Source organism: Actinomadura sp. HBU206391, from assembly GCF_014323665.1.
Lineage (GTDB): Bacteria > Actinomycetota > Actinomycetes > Streptosporangiales > Streptosporangiaceae > Actinomadura_C.
Window position 1 is genome coordinate 65,172 of record NZ_JABVEB010000007.1, and the last position, 20,685, is coordinate 85,856.

Annotated in this window: 26 protein-coding genes; 18 read left to right on the top strand and 8 right to left on the bottom strand. The window is 70.9% G+C overall.

The window, feature by feature from the left end:
- Position 1: 1 nt before the first annotated feature.
- Genes gvpO through HKK72_RS05545 form a run of 6 tightly spaced genes read right to left on the bottom strand, consistent with a single transcriptional unit; the run spans position 2 to position 4,000 of the window.
- On the bottom strand, positions 2-544 hold the full coding sequence (gene gvpO, locus HKK72_RS05520) for a gas vesicle protein GvpO (RefSeq protein ID WP_222720362.1): 543 nt from the start codon (positions 542-544) through the stop codon (positions 2-4).
- A complete protein-coding gene (locus tag HKK72_RS05525) occupies positions 541-786 on the bottom strand; it encodes a gas vesicle protein GvpG (RefSeq protein WP_187233132.1) in 246 nt (81 codons plus the stop codon). The genes gvpO and HKK72_RS05525 overlap by 4 nt, the downstream gene beginning before the upstream one ends.
- A 3-nt stretch (positions 787-789) precedes the next feature.
- The gene (locus HKK72_RS05530) at positions 790-1,590 is read right to left on the bottom strand and encodes a GvpL/GvpF family gas vesicle protein (protein WP_222720363.1); all 801 of its coding nucleotides are present in this window, start codon (positions 1,588-1,590) and stop codon (positions 790-792) included.
- A complete protein-coding gene (gene gvpJ / locus HKK72_RS05535; protein WP_187233133.1) occupies positions 1,587-2,012 on the bottom strand; it encodes a gas vesicle protein GvpJ in 426 nt (141 codons plus the stop codon). Before gvpJ ends, HKK72_RS05530 begins: the two co-directional genes overlap by 4 nt.
- Positions 2,013-2,047: 35 nt before the next feature.
- Positions 2,048-3,370, bottom strand: coding sequence for an SRPBCC family protein (locus tag HKK72_RS05540; RefSeq protein ID WP_187233134.1), 1,323 nt, complete (start codon positions 3,368-3,370; stop codon positions 2,048-2,050).
- A 21-nt stretch (positions 3,371-3,391) separates the two neighbouring features.
- Positions 3,392-4,000 (bottom strand): hypothetical protein, encoded by a 609-nt coding sequence (locus HKK72_RS05545; protein WP_187233135.1) that lies wholly within the window; start codon positions 3,998-4,000, stop codon positions 3,392-3,394.
- Positions 4,001-4,494: 494 nt separating this feature from the next.
- Here HKK72_RS05545 and HKK72_RS05550 point away from each other — a divergent pair, with 494 nt between their 5' ends.
- From HKK72_RS05550 to HKK72_RS05595, 10 genes are all read left to right on the top strand, one after another.
- Positions 4,495-4,680, top strand: a complete 186-nt coding sequence (locus tag HKK72_RS05550; protein WP_187233136.1) for a hypothetical protein — start codon at positions 4,495-4,497, stop codon at positions 4,678-4,680.
- Positions 4,681-4,733: 53 nt separating this feature from the next.
- The gene (locus HKK72_RS05555) at positions 4,734-5,264 is read left to right on the top strand and encodes an Asp23/Gls24 family envelope stress response protein (RefSeq protein WP_187233137.1); all 531 of its coding nucleotides are present in this window, start codon (positions 4,734-4,736) and stop codon (positions 5,262-5,264) included.
- Positions 5,261-5,764 (top strand): hypothetical protein, encoded by a 504-nt coding sequence (locus HKK72_RS05560; protein ID WP_187233138.1) that lies wholly within the window; start codon positions 5,261-5,263, stop codon positions 5,762-5,764. The genes HKK72_RS05555 and HKK72_RS05560 overlap by 4 nt, the downstream gene beginning before the upstream one ends.
- Positions 5,764-6,300, top strand: coding sequence for a DUF6286 domain-containing protein (locus HKK72_RS05565; protein WP_187233139.1), 537 nt, complete (start codon positions 5,764-5,766; stop codon positions 6,298-6,300). Before HKK72_RS05560 ends, HKK72_RS05565 begins: the two co-directional genes overlap by 1 nt.
- Positions 6,300-6,884 carry a hypothetical protein gene (locus tag HKK72_RS05570; RefSeq protein ID WP_187233140.1) on the top strand — a complete coding sequence of 195 codons (585 nt, stop codon included), beginning with the start codon at positions 6,300-6,302 and terminating at the stop codon, positions 6,882-6,884. The genes HKK72_RS05565 and HKK72_RS05570 overlap by 1 nt, the downstream gene beginning before the upstream one ends.
- 363 nt (positions 6,885-7,247) lie before the next feature.
- Positions 7,248-8,612: an ATP-binding protein gene (locus HKK72_RS05575; protein WP_187233141.1), complete on the top strand. Its 1,365-nt coding sequence runs from the start codon at positions 7,248-7,250 to the stop codon at positions 8,610-8,612.
- The gene (locus tag HKK72_RS05580; RefSeq protein WP_187233142.1) at positions 8,609-9,022 is read left to right on the top strand and encodes a roadblock/LC7 domain-containing protein; all 414 of its coding nucleotides are present in this window, start codon (positions 8,609-8,611) and stop codon (positions 9,020-9,022) included. The genes HKK72_RS05575 and HKK72_RS05580 overlap by 4 nt, the downstream gene beginning before the upstream one ends.
- Before the next feature lie 41 nt (positions 9,023-9,063).
- Positions 9,064-9,372: a DUF742 domain-containing protein gene (locus HKK72_RS05585; RefSeq protein WP_315987093.1), complete on the top strand. Its 309-nt coding sequence runs from the start codon at positions 9,064-9,066 to the stop codon at positions 9,370-9,372.
- Positions 9,350-9,949: a GTP-binding protein gene (locus tag HKK72_RS05590; protein WP_187233144.1), complete on the top strand. Its 600-nt coding sequence runs from the start codon at positions 9,350-9,352 to the stop codon at positions 9,947-9,949. The genes HKK72_RS05585 and HKK72_RS05590 overlap by 23 nt, the downstream gene beginning before the upstream one ends.
- Positions 9,946-11,451 carry a cytochrome P450 gene (locus HKK72_RS05595; RefSeq protein ID WP_222720364.1) on the top strand — a complete coding sequence of 502 codons (1,506 nt, stop codon included), beginning with the start codon at positions 9,946-9,948 and terminating at the stop codon, positions 11,449-11,451. The genes HKK72_RS05590 and HKK72_RS05595 overlap by 4 nt, the downstream gene beginning before the upstream one ends.
- Before the next feature lie 57 nt (positions 11,452-11,508).
- Here the strand turns inward: HKK72_RS05595 and HKK72_RS05600 are convergent, their stop codons facing one another.
- Entirely contained in the window at positions 11,509-11,760 is a 252-nt protein-coding gene (locus tag HKK72_RS05600) for a hypothetical protein (RefSeq protein WP_187233145.1), read from the bottom strand.
- Between the two features lie 181 nt (positions 11,761-11,941).
- On the opposite strand from HKK72_RS05600, the gene HKK72_RS05605 reads away from it, so the two are divergent.
- The 6 genes from HKK72_RS05605 to HKK72_RS05630 all read left to right on the top strand — a co-directional run bounded on the left by HKK72_RS05605 (position 11,942) and on the right by HKK72_RS05630 (position 17,050).
- Positions 11,942-12,238, top strand: coding sequence for a hypothetical protein (locus HKK72_RS05605; RefSeq protein WP_187233146.1), 297 nt, complete (start codon positions 11,942-11,944; stop codon positions 12,236-12,238).
- A 126-nt stretch (positions 12,239-12,364) separates the two neighbouring features.
- Entirely contained in the window at positions 12,365-12,700 is a 336-nt protein-coding gene (locus HKK72_RS05610; protein ID WP_187233147.1) for a lipopolysaccharide assembly protein LapA domain-containing protein, read from the top strand.
- A gap of 33 nt (positions 12,701-12,733) precedes the next feature.
- On the top strand, positions 12,734-13,093 hold the full coding sequence (locus HKK72_RS05615; protein WP_187233148.1) for a TraR/DksA family transcriptional regulator: 360 nt from the start codon (positions 12,734-12,736) through the stop codon (positions 13,091-13,093).
- 306 nt (positions 13,094-13,399) lie between these two features.
- Complete coding sequence (locus HKK72_RS05620) at positions 13,400-14,428, top strand: ABC transporter substrate-binding protein (RefSeq protein ID WP_187233149.1); 1,029 nt, start codon at positions 13,400-13,402, stop codon at positions 14,426-14,428.
- A gap of 4 nt (positions 14,429-14,432) precedes the next feature.
- A complete protein-coding gene (locus HKK72_RS05625) occupies positions 14,433-16,013 on the top strand; it encodes a sugar ABC transporter ATP-binding protein (protein ID WP_222720365.1) in 1,581 nt (526 codons plus the stop codon).
- On the top strand, positions 16,010-17,050 hold the full coding sequence (locus HKK72_RS05630; RefSeq protein ID WP_187233150.1) for an ABC transporter permease: 1,041 nt from the start codon (positions 16,010-16,012) through the stop codon (positions 17,048-17,050). Before HKK72_RS05625 ends, HKK72_RS05630 begins: the two co-directional genes overlap by 4 nt.
- 19 nt (positions 17,051-17,069) lie before the next feature.
- Here HKK72_RS05630 and HKK72_RS05635 read toward each other — a convergent pair whose 3' ends face one another.
- On the bottom strand, positions 17,070-18,713 hold the full coding sequence (locus HKK72_RS05635) for an MFS transporter (protein WP_187233151.1): 1,644 nt from the start codon (positions 18,711-18,713) through the stop codon (positions 17,070-17,072).
- A gap of 218 nt (positions 18,714-18,931) precedes the next feature.
- Between HKK72_RS05635 and HKK72_RS05640 the strand changes: the two genes are divergently transcribed.
- On the top strand, positions 18,932-19,285 hold the full coding sequence (locus HKK72_RS05640; protein WP_187233152.1) for a YciI family protein: 354 nt from the start codon (positions 18,932-18,934) through the stop codon (positions 19,283-19,285).
- The gene (locus HKK72_RS05645) at positions 19,282-20,535 is read left to right on the top strand and encodes an RNA polymerase sigma factor (RefSeq protein WP_187233153.1); all 1,254 of its coding nucleotides are present in this window, start codon (positions 19,282-19,284) and stop codon (positions 20,533-20,535) included. The genes HKK72_RS05640 and HKK72_RS05645 overlap by 4 nt, the downstream gene beginning before the upstream one ends.
- The last annotated feature ends 150 nt before the right edge of the window (positions 20,536-20,685 follow it).

Sequence of the window (20,685 nt, forward strand, 5' to 3'; positions counted from 1 at the left end):
GTCAGTCCTCCAGTGTCTGAGCGCGCGCGTAGCGCTGGGTTCGCCGATAGGCGATCAACTCGCCGCACTCGTCGAGTTCGGCCTCGTACAGCGCGAGGATGTCGGTCGTGTCGGGGATCCGGTGGATCTCGACGACCTCGACACCGATGCGCCAGCGTCCGTCGTCGGTGTGTTCCAGCGAGGTGATGCCTTCGGGCTCCTTGCCCGTCATCTCGCCGACGTGGCGGGCCGCTGACCTGGCCGCCAGCGCGGCCGTCACCCGGCGTCCCCGGCGGGGAGCGGGGCCTCGCTCCCGGGCCGCCGTCTCCTCCCGCTCGCCGCGATCCTCCGGCGCGGGTGGCTCGCGTGGCTTCGGTGTCTCTCGTGGCTCCGGTCGCTCTGGCGGCTCCACGTCACGCCGCCTCCTGCGCGGCTCGACCGGCAGGGCGGCGTCCTCCGCTCGTCGCTCCCGATCCGTGCGGCCGCTGCGGTCACGAGGCGGGCGCCTCCCCTCCGGCTCCCACCGGCTCTCCCGCTCCTCTGGCCGGCCGGTCCACACGGTCACATCTCCGGTCCGCGAGAGCGCCCCGCAGTCAGCCGGCTCAGCAGCTCGTTCTCGAGTTCCGCGGCGACGTCGCCCGAGATCTCGCCGGCGGTGCGTGCCCGGTCGACTTCGGCCAACTGGCGCCGGACCGCGGCGGGATCGTACATCTCCTGCTCAGCCTGATCGCGGATCCGCTCCGCCATCCACACGACTCCTCGTACGGGCGCGATCGGCAGCGTGAGCAGTCCGGTCAACAGCCCCATCTCTCAGTCCTCCTCCTCGGGGGGCGGCACGAAGTCGTACGGTGCGAGCGGTCCCAGCAGGCGCAGCCGGACCCGGCCGGCCCATTGTCGGCCCAGGTCGTCCACGGCCTTCTCGAAGCGCGACCGGCCTCGGTCGTCGACGAGGAACGCCGCGTCCGCGGCCGTGTCCTCGCCGGCCGCCACACGCGGAGCCACCGCCACGGCGTACGGTGCGAGCGACTCTGCCAGGGCCGTGTTGTCCACCTCGCGCTTCGCCTCGATCGCCTGTACGACGAGCTCACCCAGCCGGACGCGCTCGTAGTACCCGGCGTCCTCCGGCAGGTCGCGCAGCCGCTCCCGCAGGTCCCGTACCTCTGGCTCCTCCTCCAAGACCTCACGGAGCACCGTGTCCTGCTCGTACGTGCCGAAGACGGTGAACTCCATCCGGCCGGCGAGATCTGCCATGACGTCGGCGAACCAGTCGTGATGTGGCGCCAGCATCTCGTCGACCACCGCGTCGGTGCTGGTGACCACCGCGCCGAAGCGCAGCGGCAGCATGGTGGTCTCGGCCGCGAGCGCCTCGACGACGCGTTCGTGCGCGAGCAGGTCGTCCCGGGTGCCAAGCGGCCCCTCGGGGGTGATTTCACTCACCGCCGCGGCGAGGTCGCCGTGTCGCACCAGCGACACCTCGCTCCCGTCGGTTCCGGTCAGCCCTTCGGGCAGCTCAGTGTCCACCGGGACGATCCCGTAGACGTAACATGCCGCGCCGGTCTCGTTCACGGGGCTTTCGGAATCTCGGGTCTGGGACTGCGACTGCGTCGTCACGGCTCACGCTCCCTTCGAGGCGGCCTGGCACGGCGGGGCTCCCGCGCTTCCTCTGCCGCCTCCCGACGCTCCGCCATGGTCTCGGCGAACGTCTCCTTCGCCGCGTCGAGGACGCCCTTGGTCTTTCCCTTGGCCACGCTCTGGGTGCCGGCCTCGGTGATCCCCTGGACGACTTCGGGCAGGCTCTTTCCGCCCTTCTCGTAGAGGTCGAGCCGGTTGGTGGCCTCCGCGAATCGCAGATAGGTGTCCACGCTCGCCACGACGATGCGCGCGTCGATGGTGATCAGCTCGATGCCGACCAGCGAGACGCGGACGAACGCGTCGATCACAAGGCCCTTGTCCAGGATCAAGCCGACGACGTCCGCGAGTCCGCCTCCGGACGGACGCTCGACCGGCGACCCTCGGGTCGTAGAAACGGTCATCGGATTACCTCCTCCGCTGCGGTCGTCCGCTCGGCTCACTCGCCGCGGTCACGCCGGGGCGTCTCGTCGTCCTCGGCGCGCCGCCGTGCCGGCGCGCGCCGCCGGGCCGGTGCTCGGCGGGGCTCCTCGGCCGCGCGTCCTTCCTCCGACCGTCGAGGTGGTCTGCTTCGCGCTCTCGCCGGGGGCGCGGCGGGTTCCCGCTCGTCCTCCGCAGGCTCGGCCTCGGCACGCCGCCGTACGGGGGCGCGGCGCCGCTGCGGCGGCGCACGGCGTGGCCTCTCCTCCTCGGGAGCCTCCTCCGCGGAGGCCACCTCGGGCTCGGGCTCTTCTTCAGGCTCGGGCTCCTCCTCGGACTCGCGGTCTTCTTCGGGTTCGTGCTCTTCTTCGGGCTCGGCGTACGCCTCCTCCTCGGGGGCCTCTTCCTCCTCCGGAGCGCGTTCCTCCTCGGCGGCCTCCCGCCCGCCGGTCTTCGCTTCGGGCGGACCGCCCTCGCCCTCCTCCTCGCGGGTGCGCTGCTCTTCTTCGAGGGCGTCCTCGTGGCTCTTCACGACCTCGCCGTCACGGATCTCACCGCGCCAACCCTCGATCTCGTCGGGATTGAGGATGGCGTGCGCCATCACGTGCCGCCGGAAGTGCTTGAACTCCAGACGAGCGCGTCGTCCCTGGGCCCGCCAGAGGTTGCCCGTGTGCTCGAAGAATCCTTGCGGGTGGTACTCCATGACCAGCAGGATCCGGGTGAGGTTGGGAGCCAGTTCCGAGAAGGACACGGTGCCGTCGACGTAGCCCTTCGCCCCCTTCGAGCGCCAGATGATGTGGTCGTCCGGCACCTGCTCGACGATGTGCGATTCCCAGCTACGGTGCGACCACCAGACCTGCGCCTTCCAGTTGACCTTGTCGTCCTCCGGTCGCTCCGCGTGCTCGACCTTCTTCATGAAGCTCGGGAAGTCCTCGTACTGCGTCCACTGGTCGTAGGCGAGGCGAAGCGGGACGCCGACGTCCAGCGTCTCCACGATGTTGGTGAGCTTGAGCCCCTTCTTGCCCTTGCCCTTACCGCGCTTGAAGATCTGCTTGACCTTCTCCTTCACCCCGGTGGCCCCGGCGTTGAGCGCGGCGCGGACCGGCGACCTGCCCTCGGCGAGCGCTTTCAGGCCCGATACCGCCGACTTGACGCCCGGACCGCCCTGGTCCATTTTGTCGATCAGCTTGTCGGTCGCCCCGCTGAGCTTCTCGCTGACCGAGCCCGCCGCCTTCTCGGCGAGCGCGCTCATGAAGTTCTGTGCCTCTTGCGACAGCCGCCCGGTGTGCAGACTGTCGGCCACGTTGGCGCCCGACCCGCCGGGTGCATGCTGATCAGTCATCGCTTTCGCCCTCGCTATCCGTCATCGCGTGGCGCGCGGCGTCCTCCTGGGCGCTCTGGAGGCGTCCCCGCCACTCCTCGGCGTTGCCCGACGAGGCTCGCGCCGCGGCGGGCGAGCCGGTGGGCGGCGCTCTTCTCGCTCTTCCGGCTCGGGCTCGTATTCGTCTCTGTATTCGCCCTCGTCGCTCCTCGGCGTTGCCCGACGAGGTTCCCGCCGCGGCGGGCGAGCCGGTGGGCGGCGCTCTTCTCGCTCTTCCGGCTCGGGCTCGTATTCGTCTCTGTATTCGCCCTCGTCCTCGTACTCGCCCTCGTCTTCGTACTCGTCTTCGTATTCGTCCTCGTAATCTCCGGGCTCGCGCTCTTCCTCCGGCTCCTCATCGGCCGGACGTGTCTTGCGCTTGCCCCCGGTCGGCGCGCGCATCGCATCCGCGCGGTGCTGGAGCTTGTCGCTGAGCGAATCGATCCGGCCGCTGGCAGCTGACATCGCCACCGACTTGCCGGCGTCGAGGAGCTGACTACGGAGATCGCCCGTCAGCTTGTCCAACGGGCCGCCTTCGGCGCCCAAAGGGGTGCGGCGCAGCAGATCCGCGGGATCGATGGGGAGCTTCCCCCCCGCCGCCATGAGTGCCATGAGGACGGCCAACCTGGTCTTATGACTGCGTCCGAGCACGTAGCCCCCGAGGACGCCGACCGCTATCTGACTTCCGCACTTCATGCCCTCTCCCCCCTGTGCGACGACCCAGCGCCGTAAGAATCGGCGGCAACGCGCGGATGGGCGAACGCAGGCGCTGTCCCGCCGCCGTCGCGGCGCATCGCGGCTGTCGGCGCAGGGTCACCGGTCGTCGAAAATGGACGGGGCGCCGAATCATCCGGAGGATCGCTGTGGCAAGGGCCTTGGGCGAGTCACATCGTGGACGTCAGCCGCGGATCGCGGCATTTCAAATCAACGAAAGGCCCTCTACCCTGGGCAGATGCCCCGAAACCGGGCCTTTCCCGCTGGTTCGTAGATTCTTGGCCTAGAGGCCTTCCCCGTCCTCCATGAGGTCCGAGAAGCGCGGAACGTTTATGCGGTGGCCGGATCTAACCAGATAGCCGAGCGCGAGATCGGCTGGAGGGGGAGAGGCCATGTCGCACCGCCACTTCGGCTTCCTCGTCGGGTTCCTGATCGCCTGGCTGTGGGTGTCGGCGGGTTTTCTGGCCGCCGTGGGCGCGGTCGTCGCCGGCGTCATCGGCTACTGGGTGAGTCGCGTCGTGGAAGGCGATGTCGACCTCCGGGAGTGGACCGACAGGTTCTCGGCTTCGCGCCACTGACCACAGGACCGCACACTCGTGCGCGGTGTGAATGACGGCAAGGAGCATCGGTCATGTCCGACACCACATCCGAGCGCAACACCGCATCTGCGAACAAGACCGGCGACAAGGCCGGTCAGGTAGTCAAACCGTCGGCGCAGGCCGCCCGGCGTCCTTCCGGAGGTGCGGCCCCCGCGTACGCATCGCTGTCAACCGACATGGGAACCACTCACATCTCCGAGGCCGTCGTGGCGAAGATCGCGGGGATGGCCACCCGGGAGATCCCCGGCGTGCACTCGATGGGGCGTGGGATGGCCCGCAGACTCGGGCGGGTGCGTGCCATGGTGCCCGGCCAGACGGACTCGTCCATGGTCGCCCAGGGCGTGGAGGTCGAGGTCGGCGAAAAGGAGGCGGCGATCGACCTGGACATCGTCACCTGGTACGGCCAGAGCATCATCGAGATCAGCGAGGCGGTCCGCCGCAACGTGATCGAACGCGTCGAGTCCATGACGGGACTGAGGGTCGTCGAAGTGAACATCAACGTCGACGACATCTACATCGAGGGCCAGGAAGAGAAACCGCCTGAGAAGCCGCGCGTCCAGTGAACGCCGACGACCGCGAGAACCGTGACCGTGTCGCCCGGGTCGACCCGGGCGACCGCGCCGGCTTGGCCCGCGACGTCGCGACCGCGATCGAGGCCGTGCCCGGGGTCGCCGGTCTCATCGGCGATGCGGGGCCGGTCCAGGTGGCCACGCTGCATCGGCACGGCAAGGTCATGGGGGTCCGGCTCACCGACGACACGGTGGTCGTCCACATCGTCGTCAACGCCCTTCCCCTGCAGGGAGTGACCACGGCCGTCGCCCGGGCCGTGCGGCGGGTACTGAGCCGGGCCGGCGATGATCGCAGTGTCGCGGTGGTGGTCGACGCACTCGAGGGCGTCAGCGCCCTTCCCGAACACACCGAACCGGCGCACACCGAACCGGCGCACGCCGACCCGCAGCGCGACCACCCGGAACCCGGCCGCCGGGAGCCCGGCCGTCCAGGACCTGGCCGTCCAGAACCCGGTCGCCCGGAGGCCGGTCTGGCTCGAGGATCGGGCCGCTGATGCGCGCCTTCAACCGGATCGCGGCGCTGGTGCTGAGCCTGGCGCTGATCGTGGGCGGCCTGTTCATCGCGGTCCAGGCGGTGCTGGCGGCGTTCCACCGCGCGCCATGGCCACTGCCGCTCCGAAGCTGGCATGACGACCTCGTCGGCACGCGGCTCGATGACCCCGTCACGACGATCGTGGCGGCTGCGCTCGGAGTGATCGGACTGGTGCTGCTCATCGCCGAACTGCGCCCCTGGCGTCCGTCCCGGCTGCCCGTGCATCCGGCCACCGCCGATCCCAGCAGCGCGTGGTGGGTGGTACGCGGCCCGGCCGAGCGCCGTCTCGCCGCCGCCACCGCCCGGATCCCCGGCGTGAACAAGGCACGCGTGCGGCTGCGCGGACGGCACCGGTGGAAGGTCAACGTACGGGCCGAGGCTCGTGACGAAAGCCGCAGGCGGATCGCGGAGGCCATCGAGGACGAGCTGGACAGGCTCGCCGCCCCGGCCCATGTCCGGGTCCGCCTGCGGCTCCGGAAACCGAGGAGGGTCACCTGATGGATCGCTTCAACCGCGTGCTCTGGGCGGTGGTCGGCCTCCTGCTGACGGCCACGGGGGCACTGGGCGTGGCGGCCGGACGCGGCCACCTGAACGGCGTCGATCCCCGCAGCCCGCTGTTGCCCCGCTGGTTCCTCGACCGGTGGCACGCGTGGGGTTCCTGGGCATGGGCCGGTCTCGCTGTGGCGGGCCTGATCCTGGCCTGGCTCGGCTGGCGCCTGCTACGCGCCGAGCTCCGCCCCGGCGGGCGCCGGTCGCTGCCGACCGATCTCGTCCTCGAACCAGGTGACGGGCCCGAGACGGCGGGGGAGACCCGGCTGAACAGCCCCGCTCTCGCCCATGCCACCGAGAACGCGCTCGAACGGCACGCGGCGGTCGAGCGGGCGCTCGTCCGGCTTCTCGGGGACGCCGAACATCCCGAGTTGCGCGCTCGCATCGACACGGCCGGCGGCACCGACCTGCGAGCCGTGGGCGAGCACCTCGGCCGCACCGTTCAACAGCTGACGGTCACCAGCGGCCTCCGGCCCGATCCCGTCGACGTCACCGTCCGGCCCGGCGGCCCCGCCGGGCCCAGGGTCCGCTGACGGAATCCCGTCCTGGCGAAACACGCGACGCTGGCGCCCCGAGTTGGCCCGGCTGTATCCTTTACCCCCTTACGCGAACTCTGCTAGCAATCCGCACCCGGAGCATCGATGTCGGCCCTCACCGAAACGACATTCGGCCACGGCCGGTTCGCCGCTCCCGTCGGCCGTCCGTGATCTCGCTCGAGCGTCACCGAAATGACCAACGGGACACGCGCCTGAGCCGGTCCCGTCGGTATGAGCCGCCTTGGCCGCCGGCGCCGGTGTCTCTCCCGGCCGGCCGGCCGACACCGCGCGACGCCCCGCCGCCCATACTGCGGCCGTGCCCGCCCCCGCCCCCTTCCCGCGAGGATATGGAGCACATACATGTTGTCGGTGGCGTTCTGGTGTCTGGCGGTCTGCGCGGTCGCCGTCGGAGTCCTGCTGGTACGCCAGTGGCGGATCACCGCCCGTCTGCGCAGACGGGTCGCCGTGCTGCAGGGCGCCGAGCGGGTACGTGACGAGGAGTTGCGGCACCTCGTCGCGGCTCGGCTGCCCGCCCTCGTCGAGTTCATCTACGACCGTCCGGTCGAGGTGCCCGGTCCCCTTCACGCTCAGCTGGCCGGAACGGCGTACGGCCAGAGCGTGCAGACGATCATCAACAGGTTCGCCGAGTCGGTCGAGCAGGCGAAGGCCCGCGCCGACCAGTCGGCCAAGGCGACGCTGAAAGCGGCGATGCGCACCGTCCAGAGCCTGGCCAACGAGCAGCAGCTGGCCATCTCGAACATGCAGGACAGGCACGACGACCCGAACGTGCTCGAGGACCTGCTGAAGATCGACCATATGAACGCCCAGCTCGGCCGGCGAGCGCAGGCCACCGCGGTTCTGTGCGGCTCGTGGCCGGGGCAGCAGCGTTCGGCGTCGCTCCTCACCGACGTGGTGCGCGGCGCGACCTCCCGGATCCGCGACTATCTGCGCATCCAGGTGCATTCGGAGGTGAACGTCGCGGTCGTCAGCCGGGTGGTCGAGCCGGTCGTCCTCGCCGTCGCGGAGTTGCTGGACAACGGCGCGCGGCACTCGCAGCCGAACAGCTCCGTACAGGTCAACTTCCAGCAGACCCACAACGGCATCGCGATAGTGATCGACGACGCCGGCGTTGCCATGAACCCCGAGGAACTGGCGCAGGCGACCCGGTTGCTGTCCGGCCGCGAGTCCGTGGACATCAACCGGCTCGGCGACCCCCCGCAGGTCGGGTTCGGCGTCGTCGGCGTACTCGCCGCCCGGTACGGGTTCAGCGTGTCCGTCGACACCCGCTCTCCGTACGGGGGAGTGCGGGCCGTGGTCTTCCTGCCCACGGCACTGCTCACCGCCGTCAAGGACGAGCCCGAGCCGGTTTGGACCCCCGCGGCCGCGGCTCCGAGCCGCCCGGCGCTCGAAGATCCGTGGGCCGCCGGGCCGCGCGACGTCCCCGAAGCCGCGGAACCGGGGCGGCCTGCCGAACCGACCGAACCGGCGGCGGCGCGGCCGGTGACCGCAGGAGGCCTGCCGAAGCGGCGCCGGACGACCGCCGGCGACAGATCACGGGCCGCCCGCCCGGCGCGGCAAGAGGCCGCGGAGTATTCGGCACCGCCCCCCGGCTCTCAGAGCCGGACGCCACGAGAGACCGCTGCCGGCATGGGCGCCTGGCAGCGCGGCACCCGCTCGGGCCGTGCCACCGTCGCACCCGACTCTGAAGGGAACCCCCCGGCATGAACGATGCCCTGTCCAACAAACTCGGGTGGATGCTCGACGACGCGCTGAGGATGCCGGAGACCCGGCACGCGGTCCTGCTCTCCGCCGACGGGCTGCTCATGGCCCACTCCGAGCGGATCAGCCGCGACGACGCCGAGCGGCACGCCGCCGGGATGGCCGGGCTGCAGTCGCTCGCCCGCAGCACGGCCGGGTTCTGCGGGGACCCGAACACCAGATGGCGCCAGACCGTGACCGAGTTCGACGGCGGCTACGTCTTCCTGGTCGCCGCGGGTACGGGCGCGTACCTGGCGGTCTCGGCCACCGAGAACGTGCACATGGAGGCGGTGTCCTTCCGGCTGCACGAACTCGTGCAGCGTCTGGGCAAGGAACTCACCACGCCGCCGCGCCGGGACATCGGCAGACCCGCATGACCCGCCGCCGGCACGAACGGGCCTTGGTACGGCCCCATGTGGTGACCGGCGGACGCGCCCACCCTACGCGCAACATCTTCGATCTCGTGACGCTGATGATCGTCGTCTACGACGACGCGCGCGATCTGAGCCCGGAGAAACGGCGGGTCATGGAGCTCTGCCGGGGCGGAGCCCTGTCGGTCGCCGAGATCGCGGCCCATCTGCGACTGCCCGTGAGCGTGACCAAGGTCCTGCTCTCGGACCTCGTGGACAGCGGGCATATCACGACCCGTGCCGGCGCGCCACAGGCCGAGGCCCCCGACCACCAGCTCTTGCAGGAGGTCCTCGATGGACTCCGTGCTCGCCTCTGACGACCTCTACGTCCGCGAGACGGTGCGCACCACGGTGAAGCTCCTGATCGTGGGTCACTTCGCCGTCGGCAAGACCACCCTCGTCGGCACGCTGTCGGAGATCCGGCCACTGCGCACCGAGGAGACGATGACGCAGGCCGCCTCGTCGGTCGACGACCCCGCCGGAGCGCCGGCCAAGAACACCACGACCGTCGCGATGGACTTCGGCCGCATGACCCTCAACGATCGGCTGGTGCTGTACCTGTTCGGGGCGCCCGGCCAGCGGCGCTTCACCCCGCTATGGCACGACCTCGCCCGTGGCGCGCTCGGCGCGCTGGTGCTCGCCGACACCCGCCGGCTCGAGCACTCCTTTGACGTGATGAGCCTTCTCGAGGAGAAGGGCATCCGTTACGCGGTCGCGGTCAACCAGTTCGACGGGGCGCCGAGCTTCCCCGAGGCGGAGGTGCGCGAAGCGCTCGACCTGCTACCCGAGACGCCCCTCGTCGTCTGCGACGCCCGCGAGCCGGTGTCATCGACCCGAGCGCTGATCGCCCTCGTGCAGTATCTGCTCGCCAGTACCGATCAGGAGAGCGCGTGACCTCGCATTCCGCGGATCCCAGTCCCGCACCGCCGCCCGGCTGCCCGGCCCACACCGGCCGTTCGGCCGACTCCGGCCGGTCGGCCCACCCCGGCCGGGTGCCGCTGCACGGCCCGGAGTTCGCCGCGGACCCTGGCCGGGTGTACGCGCACCTGCGCGGGTGGGGGCCGGTAGCGCCGGTCGAGCTGGCCCCGGGCGTCCCCGCGACGCTCGTCGTCGGTTACGACACCGCGCTCGAGGTGCTCCGCGACCCGGCCACGTTCGCCAAGGACGCCCGTGAGTGGCAGAAGGGCATTCCCGCGGACTGCCCGGTGCTGCCGCTGATGATGTACCGCCCGAACTGCCGTAACACCGACGGCGAGGTCCACGCCCGGCTGCGCGCCGCGGTCACCGACAGCCTGGCGCGGGTCGACCTGAACGCGCTGCGCGACCACGTCGAGCGCACCGCCGACAGGCTGATCAGGGGGTTTCGCGGGCGCGGGTCGGCCGACCTGGTCGGGCAGTACGCCAGAGCCCTGCCGCTGATGGTGTTCAACGAGCTCTTCGGCTGTCCGCCCGACATCGGCGACCGGCTGGTCGAGGGCATGAGCGGGATCTTCGACACGGTCAACGCCAAGAACGCCAACCAGGTGCTCCGGCAGGCCGTACTCGACCTGGTCACCCTCAAACGCAGGGAGCCCGGGGCGGACATGACGTCCTGGCTGATGTCGCATCCGGTGGGGCTGACCGACGAGGAGGTCATGCACCAGGTGCTGACCCTGCAGGGCGCCGGCACCGAGCCCGAACAGAACCTGATCGCGAACGGGCTGCGCCTGCTGCTCTCCGACGACCGGTTCGCCGGCGATCTGTCCGGCGGCAGCCTGCCCGTCGAGGACGCGCTGGAAGAGGTCCTGTGGACCGATCCGCCGCTGGCCAACTTCGCCATCACCTACCCCGTACGGGACGTCGACCTCGCCGGTGTCCGCCTGCAGAAGCACCAGCCGGTGGTCATCAGCCTGGCCGGTGCCAACACCGATCCGTCGCTCTCCGCAGGCCAACGGGTCGGCAACCGGGCGCACCTGGCCTGGAGCGCCGGTCCGCACACCTGCCCGGCGCAGGGTCAGGCTCGTCTCATCGCCTCGGTCGCGATCGAGAAACTGCTCGACGCGTTGCCGGAGATGGAGCTGGCCGTCCCCGCCGACCGGCTGGTGTGGCGGCCGGGCCCCTTCCACCGGGCCCTCACCGAGCTGCCGGTGCGCTTTCCCCCCGTGTCCGTCCCCGAGCCCGCACGCGTACCGGAGGCCGCACGCGTCCCGGAGCAGATTCGTGTGCCGGAGCAGGCACGCGTCCCGGATGCGCGGATGCCCGGATCCGATGATCGCCCATGGGCCGGCGGCGACGGCGTCCCGGTGCCGGCGGCGGTCCCGCCCGCCTCGGCGCCCGATCCGGCATTGCGCGGCTCCGCGAGCGACGAGCCGCGGGATCCGTGGAGCTCCCTGAAGAGGTGGTGGCACGGGGAGTGACCCATGGCGGCGACCGGCGGTGACGGCCCGGGCCGGTGCGTACGCCTCCGCGTACGCTCAAAAACTGATCTCTCGGCCGTGCGCCACGGGAAACAACCGCGCGGACACGATGAGGGAGAAGTTCACCAGCAGCGTGTGCGGTTCGTTGCTCCCCTGTTCGGCGAAGAGCACCCGGGCGACCACCCCGTCCTGCATCCATGACTTCAGCTCGTCCTCGGTGGGCGGCTCACCGTGCAGGAACAGCGTCCACTCGGTCGGCTGGCCGAGCACGCGCAGATGAAGCTCGGCCGTAGGCTTCGATTCGCTCATCAGCGTTCCGCTCCCCGTGGCTGAACGTATACGGCCCGCTACCTTCAGCCTACGACTCCTCCACTCGGCTTCGTCCCTCGCGGCGCGCCGCCCCGCCGCGAGGACGACCGGAGCGGTCGCGCGGCGTGGGAGTCTTGGAGAGGGTACGGGCGAGTTTCGCCCGGGCTCGGGGAGGACACCTATGAGCGGCAGCGCACCTCAGGTCTGGATCGCGGCGTCCAACGGCCGCGACATGATCCGCTCCGATGCGATCGTGATCGCATGCCTTGACGGAGGCGGCCGGGTGACCGCGCAACTCCGCGACGACGCAAGGGCGACCGTGACGCTGGTGGACGGTTCCGTCGGCGAGCACCCGCCGGCCGATTTCCACCGTCAGCTGCTCCGGGCGGTGGCCGAACTGGCGGATTCCAGCGGCGCGCAGCTCGTACGTCCCGTCCGCGATGACCGTGGCTGGCACTGGGTCACCGAACCGCTGTAGGACGTGGCCTCTGGCGCCCCTGCCGAAAGCTGGTTAGCGACGGTGCGCGGGCGTATGGTCAAAGTGAGCCGGCAGCGACATCCTGCCTCGAGATGCCTGCCAGGCCGGCCCGTCGGAGGGCGATGCATGTTCCTACTCCAACGAACCCGGGACAATCCCGACGATCAGGAGCCGACGGCTCGTGACGTCCAGACGTTCACCGCGGCGCGGCGGATACCGCGGGGCCGGGTGGGCGTGGTGTGGATCAGCATCTGCGCGGCACCCGTCATGCTCGCCGGATTGATCACCTTCATCGTGCAGAACACCGACAGCGTGAAGGTGTCCTTCCTGGGGCTCGGCGGCACACTGCCGCTGGCGATGGCTCTGTTCCTGGCCATGCTGAGCGGCACCGCCGTCACCTTGGCGATCGGCGCGGCGTTCGCCACCCGGCGACGTCACCTGGCCCGCAAGCACGCGGACTGACCGGCCGGACCCCGTGAGCATGCCGGATCGGCGATGACCGAGCGATCTCCGGACTCATCCTCGCTGGAGGAGCGGCTCGCGGCCGAGCGCGTGAGCGCGCTGCGCCGCATCGCGGCGCTGACCGGCGACTGGGACGGCATCGTCGAATCGTCGACCGGCGTCGGCGTGGACGACGAGCACGACCCCGAAGGCGCGACGCTCGCGTTCGAGAGGTCTCAGATCGAGGCCCAGCTCACCCGGGCTCACGAGCGGATCGCCGATCTGGACCAGGCTCTTGAGAAGCTTCGCGCGGGCACGTACGGCAACTGCGAGCGTTGTGGCGGTCCGATCGCCCCCGAGCGGCTGGCCGCCCGCCCCACCGCGAGAACCTGCATCGCCTGCGCCGCCCGGTAGGCCGCCGGTCCGCCACCGGGACCTCCGGGAGCGGATCCGCGGGCCATGACCGACGGGAAGTCCGCGACGCCAGGCCGGCGGCAAAGGGAGAGGAGCGCGCAACGCGCCCCTCTCTCGTCCGTTGCGGGGATCCACCGGCACCGGCCACTCGGCGGCGGGTCGTGTTCAGGGGCGCGGAGACACGGCGGGGCGCGCAGAGGCCTGGCAGATCGAGCGGCCACTCTTGACATCCTGTCATTACAGGACAACAGTTGCGTTCACGCCATCCATCGAGCCGACCCGCAACCACCGTCCCGAGGAACCCCCATGGCCCGCATCCGTTATGTCTCACCCGGGGTCGCCGCCGTCATCGCCGTCGTGGCGGTGGCCGCGGGGCTCACCACCGGAAAGGCCGCGTTCGGCGGCGATACCGAATCCGACGCCGGTGCCGCACGCACCACCGGAACCAAGGTCGACGTGATCACGAAGGCGACCGACTCCGAGTTCTGGCAGTCGATGCTCGCCGGATCCAAGAAGGCCGGCGGTGATTTCGGGGTCCGGCTCGGCCTGTTCGGCCCGACGTCCGAGACCGACATCGACGGGCAGGTGAAGCTCGTCGAGAACTCCATCTCGCGCGGCGCGGACGCCATCGTGCTGGCCGCCAACTCCTCCACCGCCCTCAACGGGGTGGTGCAGCGCGCCAGGGCCGAAGGCATCAAGGTCGTCACCGTGGACAACGCGATCACCACGCAGTCCGAGGGATTCATCGGCACCGACAACATCAAGGCCGGGCAGCAGGCCGGCGAGCGCATGTGCAAGCTGATCAAGGAGAAGGACAAGGCGGACGGAAAGATCGTCCACGAGAGCTCCGTCTCAGGTCAGCAGGTGCTGGTCGACCGGTTCACCGGGTTCAAGGAGGGGCTCGCCAAGGACTGCCCGAAGGCCGAGATCGTCCAGACCCTCGTCAACGACAACGACCTCAACAAGGCCGTCGGCCAGGTCGGCGACGTGCTGAGCAGCAGGCCCGACGTCGTGGGGATCTTCGCTGACAACAACACCTCCGGCACCGGAGCGGCGCGCGCGATCAAGGAGAAGAACGCCGCCTCGCGCGTCGTCGCGGTCGCCTTCGACTCCGACCCCGCCGAGGTCGAGGGCGTTCGCACCGGAACGCTCAGCGCGATCATCGTGCAGAACCCGTTCTTCTTCGGCTACCAGGGTGTGGCCGAGGCGGTGATGGCGGTGCGCGGCAGCGCCCCGCCGGTGAACCTGGACCCCGGAGCGGTCGTCATCGACAAGTCGATGGTCGACAAGCCCGAGTTCGCGCAGCTGCTCGACCCGCCGAAGACGAAGGGCTGAGCCGATGCCGACGTCCCAGACGGCGGCTCCGGACACCATGACGCCGGAGGTTCCGCCGGTGCTGACCCTCCACAAGATCAGCAAGCGGTACGGCGCGGTGCGGGCGCTCGACGGTGTCGATCTGGACCTCTATCCGGGGTCCGTGCACTGCCTCGCCGGTGAGAACGGCGCGGGCAAGTCCACCCTGATCAAGATCCTCACCGGCGCCGTACAGCGCGATGCCGGCGACTACGAGATCGAGGGCCGCCAGGTGCGGCGCAACGTCACTCCCGCCGAGTCCCGCTCCTCCGGGGTGGGCGTCGTCTACCAGGAGCTCAGCCTGCTGCCTCAGCTCACGGTGGTCGACAACCTGTGCATGGGCGCGTTCCCGTCGCGTGCCGGGATCGTCGACCGGCGGCGCCAGCGAGAGGCGGCCGCGGCGATGCTCGACCGGGTCGGACTCACCGGCCTCGACCTCGATCTGCCCGTGGCCGTGCTGCCCACGGCTACGCGGCAACTGGTCGAGATCGCCCGGGTGCTGGCGGGCGGCGCCAAGGTCGTCGTCTTCGACGAACCGACCACGGCCCTGTCGGCCGAAGAGGCCGAGGCCCTGCTGAGCCGGATCTCCACGCTGCGGTCGGGCGGCGTGGCCGTCCTGTACGTCACCCACCGGCTGGAGGAGATCTTCGAGATCGGCGACACGGTCACGGTGCTACGCGACGGCGCCCACGTCGCCACCGGCCCGGTGGCGGAGTTCGACGAGGACTCGCTGATCGCGGCGATGGTCGGCCGGGAGATCTCCAACCTCTACCCGGGCCAGCGCAGCGAGGCCGGAGAAACGCGGCTGGAGGTACGCGGTCTGCGCCCGCCGGGCTTCCCGGAACCCGCCGACCTGTCCGTGCGCGCCGGTGAGATCGTCGGTCTCGCCGGGCTCCTCGGGTCGGGCCGGAGCGAACTGCTGCGCGCGGTGTTCGGTGCCGACCCGGTCAGCGGCGGCCAGGTGCTGGTGGACGGACGGCCCGTACCGGCCGGCTCGACCCGGGCGGCGTCGCGGCGCGGCATCGGGCTGCTGACCGAGGACCGCAAGGAGTCGGGGCTGCTGCCCCAGCTCAGCATCGAGGAGAACATCGCCATTGCCGGCTGGCGGACCGCCGGCTCCCGTGGCCTCGTGAACCGGGCCAGGTTGCGGCGGCACGTCGAGACCGCGGCGGACGGGCTGCGGCTGCGCTTCGGCGACTGGTCCGACCCGGTGTCGTCGCTGTCCGGCGGCAACCAGCAGAAGGTGCTGATCGCCCGGTGGCGGGCGCTCGACGCGAAGGTCCTGCTGCTCGACGAACCGACCAAGGGCGTGGACGTCGGCGCGAAGGCCGACATCTACCGGATCGTGGCCGACCTGGCCGCGGCCGGCCTCGCGATCGTCGTGGTCTCGTCCTACCTGCCCGAGTTGCTGGGCCTGTGCGACCGGGTGGTCGTGGTCAGGGAAAGACGCCTCGTCGCCGAGCTCACCGCCGCCGAGGCGACCGAAGAGGAGGTGCTCCGCCTGGCCAGCCCCAGCGGCGGCGCCGCGTCCGTACTCGATGATGTGAAACCAGTGGAGCACCGATGACCGAAGTCACCACCGCACCGCCGAGCAAGAGCCGCGGCCGGAGCCCGCGCCCCGAGCCGGGTGACGACGAGATCCTCGGGCTGGGGCAGATCTTCAGCAGGGGGCTCGGCGGCATCCCCGTCCTCCTGGTGCTGGCGTTCGGGCTCAGCCTGACCACCGATACATTCCTCACCGGCACCAACCTCGACAACCTAGGCCGCCAGGTCTCCATCTACGCCATTCTCGGCGCGGCCCAGCTGATAGTGATCATCACTGCCGGGATCGACCTGTCGGTCGGTTCGGTGGTCGGCATCGCCGGAGTCGTCGCCGCCAAGGCGGTGTTCGAGACCACCGGTGGGCTGCCGATCTTGTGGGGGGTGCTGCTCGCGCTGGCCGTGGGCGCCCTGGCCGGATTGATCAACGGCGTGCTGGTCGCCGTGGTGCGGCTGCCGCCCTTCATCGTGACCCTGGGGATGATGGGGATCGCGCGCGGCGTGACCCTGCTCATCACCGACGGCCGGACCGTTCAGCCGCTGCCGGACGGCTTCTCCGAACTGGCCGGCGGGTCGATGCTCGGAATCGCGAACCTCACCTGGGTGATGCTGGCCGTCACGGTGGCGGTCGCGTTCTTCCTGCGGCGTACGGTGTGGGGCCGCTATCTGTACGCGGTCGGCTCCAACGCCGAGTCGGCCCGGCTGACCGGTGTGCCGGTGCGCGCGGTGCAGATCAGCGCCTACACGCTGAGCGGCCTCCTCGCCGCTCTCGCGGGCCTGCTGCTCGCCTCGCGGCTCGGCAACGGCGTGCCCACCGCGGGCACCGGCTACGAGCTGCAGGCCATCGCGGCCTGCGTGATCGGTGGCGCCAGCCTGTTCGGCGCCCGTGGCACCGCTCTCGGCGCGCTCGTCGGAGCCCTCATCGTGGGCACGCTCGACAACGGCGGCACGCTTCTCGGCATCGATCCGTTCTGGCTCCAGATCCTCACAGGTGCGCTGATCCTCGTGGCGGTCGCCACCGAGCATCTGCAGAACCTGCGGGCGAAGGTTCGCGATCACCGGTGACCCGCGGTGGCCGGGAGGGTCAGGCGGTGGCATGTACGGCCTCCGCCGGCCCCCCGGCGTCGGCCGGCCCCCCGGCGTCGGCCGGCCCCCCGGCCTCGGCCCGCTCTGGCTCCGCCGGTTCGCCGGGCCCGGCCTCGGCCGCCTCGCCGCTGGGCCGTACGTGCCGCAGCAGGGTCACGGTCAGGAGGGCGACCACGACCAGGAGCGCGGCGCTGACGGCCGCGAGCGTGTGCATTCCGCTCGTGTAGGCCTCACGGGCGGGGCCGAGCAACTGCGCGCCCAGTCCCGCCGGCAGCTGCTCGGCCGCGGTGGTGGCGCCCGCCAGGGTGTCGCGGGCGGCCTTGGCCGCGTCGGCCGGGACACCGGCGGGAATGGCGTCGCTGATCTCGCTGCGGTAGAGGAGGGTGCCGAGGCTGCCCAGGACGGCGATGCCGAGTGCGAAGCCGAATTCCCCGCTGGTCTCGTTCATCGCGGCCGCCGACCCGGCCTTGGCGGGCGGGACGGATCCGACGATCAGGTCGGTGCCGAGCGTCACCAGCGGACCGGCGCCGAGGTTGATGACGGCGAACCCGGCCGCCACGGCCGCCAGCCCCGAGACCGTGTCGGCCCGCGCGATGATCAGTAGGCCGACCACCGAGACGGCCAGGCCGCCGCCGATGAGGTAGGCCGGGCGGATCCGACGCGCGATCAGCGGGGACAGCAGGAAGCCCGCGACCGATCCGGCCGTCCCGGGGAGCATCCAGAGGCCCGCCCGCAGCGGCGACAGCCCCTGCACCAGCTGGAGGTACTGCGTGATGAAGAACATGATCGCCCCCATCAGCATCGTGCCGAACATCAAGCCGCCCAGCGCGGTGCTGAACGTACGGTCCGCGAACAGGCGCAGGTCCAGCAGGGGGTCGGCCAGCGTGCGCTGACGAGCCGCGAAGACCACGCCCATGGCGACACCGGCGACGACGGCCAGGACCGGGACGGTCTGCCAGCCGTTCTTGGCCAGCTCCTTGACGCCATAGATGAACGGCAGGATGGACGCCAGCGACAGGCCGACGCTGGTGAGGTCGAGCCGGCCGGCCGCGGTGTCGCGGTACTCAGGCAGCAGCGTCGGCGCGGTCACCAGCAGCACTGCCATGATCGGCACACCGATCAGGAACGCCGAGCCCCACCAGAAGTGGCCCAGCAGCGCCCCGCCGACCAGCGGGCCGATGGCCGCGCCGGAGATGAAGCACACGAGCCACACGCTGATGGCGACGGCCCGCTGCCTGGGGTCGCGGAACATATTGCTGATCAACCCCAGGGTCGAGGGCGCCAGCGTCGCGCCGGCGATCCCGAGCAGCGCGCGGGCGGCGATCAGCATGCCGGGACCGGTGGAGTAGGCCGCCAGGACCGAGGCGACGGCGAACCCGGTCGCGCCGATCAGCAGCAGTCTGCGGCGGCCGATCCGGTCGCCCAGAGTGCCCATCGTGATCAGGAAGCCGGACAGCATGAATCCGTAGACATCCATGATCCACAACTGCTGTGTGCTGCTCGCACCCAGGTCGGCGCTCAGGTGCGGCAGCGCCAGCAGCAGGACGAAGACGTCGATCGATATGAGCAGGGTCGGCAGGGCGAGCACGGCCAGCCCGATCCATTCCCGCCGCCCGGCCCCGGTCGCGGTGCCTGTGTCCATGTCGGGCTCCTCTGGTCGCGTCGGTGGGCGCCCGGTGTGAGCGCCCTTCGCAGATCGGTCGGAGCGGCCGGGAGGTTCTCGACATCGGTGTCGCATGTTCGCGGAGAAGATCTGATCCCGCGGACGGGGACGGCTCTCGGCTTGCCACCCCGCTGAGGCGCTGCCTAACATCCGCAGTCTCTGCCGCAGTCCAGGTGCCGAAACGTGAGGATTAAGCCATGAAATACATGCTTTTGATCTACAACAACCCCGAATCGCTGGCCGCGCAGGACATCGACGGGCTGATGCGAGAGGTCGACGTCCTCATGGGCGAACTGGCCGAGTCGGGGGAGTGGGTCGGCGGCGAGGCGCTGGCCGAGCCGGCGCACACCAGGACGGTCAGAGTGCGAGACGGCGTCCCGGCGACCACGGACGGGCCCTTCGCCGAGGCCAAGGAGCAGCTGGCCGGCTACTGCGTGGTCGAGTGCGAGACCCTCGAGCGCGCGACCGAGATCGCCGCGCGCTGGCCGGACGCCCGCTACGGCGCCATGGAGGTGCGGCCGATCCTGGACACCGGCGACGTGGGGTCATGACGGCGCACGCCGACGTCGAGGATCTGCTGCGCGAGCTGTCGCCGCAGGTCCTCGGCACGCTCGTACGCCGACACGGGCAGTTCGACGCCTGCGAGGACGCGGTGCAGGAGGCGCTGCTGGCCGCCGCCGTCCAGTGGCCCGACCAGGGCGTGCCGGCGAACCCGCGAGGCTGGCTGATCACCGTCGCGTCGCGCCGCCTGGTCGACCAGTGGCGCAGCGACCACGCGCGCCACGACCGGGAGGTCACCGCCGCCGAACGCCTGCCGGCCGACGCCCTTCTCGCGCCCGCCGCCGACGACGAACCACCACCGGACCGGGACGACACGCTGACACTGCTGCTGCTCTGCTGCCATCCCGCGCTGTCGGCGGCCTCTCAGATCGCGCTCACCCTCCGCGCCGTCGGGGGCCTGACCACCGCGCAGATCGCGCACGCCTTCTTCGTTCCGGAGGCGACCATGGCCCAGCGCATCAGCAGGGCCAAGCAGAGCATCAAGGCCGCCGGCGCCCGGTTCAGCATGCCGCCCGAACCGGAGTGGCCAGGCCGGATGCGGGTGGCGCTGCACGTGCTCTACCTGATCTTCAACGAGGGCTACACCACCTCCTCGGGCCCCGACCTGGAACGTCGCGAGCTGACCGGTGAGGCGATCCGGCTCACCCGCGCGGTGCACCGGCTGCTGCCGGGCGACGGCGAGGTCGCCGGGCTGCTCGCGCTCATGCTCCTCACCGACGCGCGGCGGACGGCGCGCACCGGGCCGGACGGCACTCTGATCCCGCTCGCCGAACAGGACCGGGATCGTTGGAACCGGGAGTACATCCGTGCGGGCGTCGCCCTCGTCACCGGCGCGCTCTCCGGTACACCGCTCGGCCCGTACCAGCTTCAGGCGGCCATCGCCGCGATCCATGCCGAGGCGGCACGCGCCGAGGACACCGACTGGCCGCAGATCCTCGTCCTCTACCGGCTGCTGTCTCGCATCTCACCCAACCCCATGACCACGCTCAACCACGCCGTCGCGCTCGCGATGGTCGACGGCCCACAGGCCGGGCTCGACCTGCTCGAGACCCTCGACGCCGACTCGCGCGTCGCGCGGCACCATCGCCTCGACGCGGTGCGCGGGCACCTGCTGGAGATGACCGGTGACCACGACGCGGCCCGGGCCTGTTACCAGGCCGCAGCCCGCCGTACCACCAGCCGTCCCGAACAGCACTATCTGCAGACCCGCGCCGCCCGCCTGGCCCAAGGACACCGGTGAACGAGATCACCGAGTCCTCCCGGCGGCCCTGGCCTCGGTAGAATCGCGAACAGGTCCCCGAGTGCGGGGCCCGCGGCGGTGGGGCCCGCCGCCCCCGTGACCGGGGACGACCGCGGTGTTCCGCCAACGGTCCCTACCAGGGATTCGTCG